Annotated in this window: 1 protein-coding gene; it reads right to left on the bottom strand. The window is 71.9% G+C overall.

Translation table 11 applies throughout. From position 1 onward, the window contains the following. Window positions 1–4 precede the first annotated feature (4 nt). Window positions 5–865: alpha/beta hydrolase (locus IG64_RS37150; RefSeq protein WP_037864945.1), on the bottom strand; the 861-nt coding region annotated here is incomplete at its 5' end.

Genomic DNA, 865 nt, shown 5'->3' with positions numbered 1-865 from the left:
GGGTTCAGGCCTGGTGCAGGGCGGCGCGCAGGGTGCCGGCGGCCATCGTGATGGCGGCCTGGGCCGCGTGGGTCTCGCGCAGGGCGTTGAGCATCACGAAGTCGTGGATGATGCCCTGGAAGCGCACGGCGGTGACGGGGACGCCGGCCTCGCGCAGCTTGTTGGCGTAGGCCTCGCCCTCGTCGCGCAGCACGTCGGCCTCGCCGGTGATGACCAGGGCCGGGGGCAGTCCGGTGAGCTGTTCGGTGGTGGCGCGCAGCGGGGAGGCCGTGATCTGGGCGCGCTCGGTCTCGTCGGTCGTGTACTGGTCCCAGAACCACTGCATGCCGTCGCGGCGCAGGAAGTAGCCGGTGGCGAACTGGTGGTAGGACGGGGTGTCGAAGTTCGCGTCGGTCACCGGGTAGAACAGCACCTGCTGGAGCAGGCGGACGTCGCCGCGTTCCTTGGCCATCAGGGTGAGCGCGGCGCTCATGTTGCCGCCGACGGAGTCCCCGGCCACGGCCAGCCGTGTGCCGTCCAGGCCCTTGGCGGCGCCTTCCTGCACGACCCAGCGGGCGACGGTGTAGTTCTGCTCGACGGCGACCGGGTAGCGGTGCTCGGGCGAGAGGTCGTACTCGGGGAAGACCACGGCGGCACCGGCGCCGACGGCGAGTTCGCGCACCAGGCGGTCATGGGTGTGGGCGTTGCCGAACACCCAGCCGGCACCGTGGATGTAGAGGATCACCGGCAGGGTGCCCTCGGCGCCGGCCGGCCTGACGACACGGGCCCGGACACTGCCGGTGGGGCCGCCGGAGACGGTGACCCACTCCTCGTCCACCGCCGGCTTGGCGATCTCACCCGACTGCACGTCGTCCACGGCCTTGCG

The sequence above is a fragment of the Streptomyces sp. NRRL S-340 genome (assembly GCF_000720185.1).
Classification (GTDB): domain Bacteria; phylum Actinomycetota; class Actinomycetes; order Streptomycetales; family Streptomycetaceae; genus Streptomyces.
Note: the sequence above shows the minus strand (reverse complement) of the source record. Positions and strands in the feature narration are given on the sequence as shown.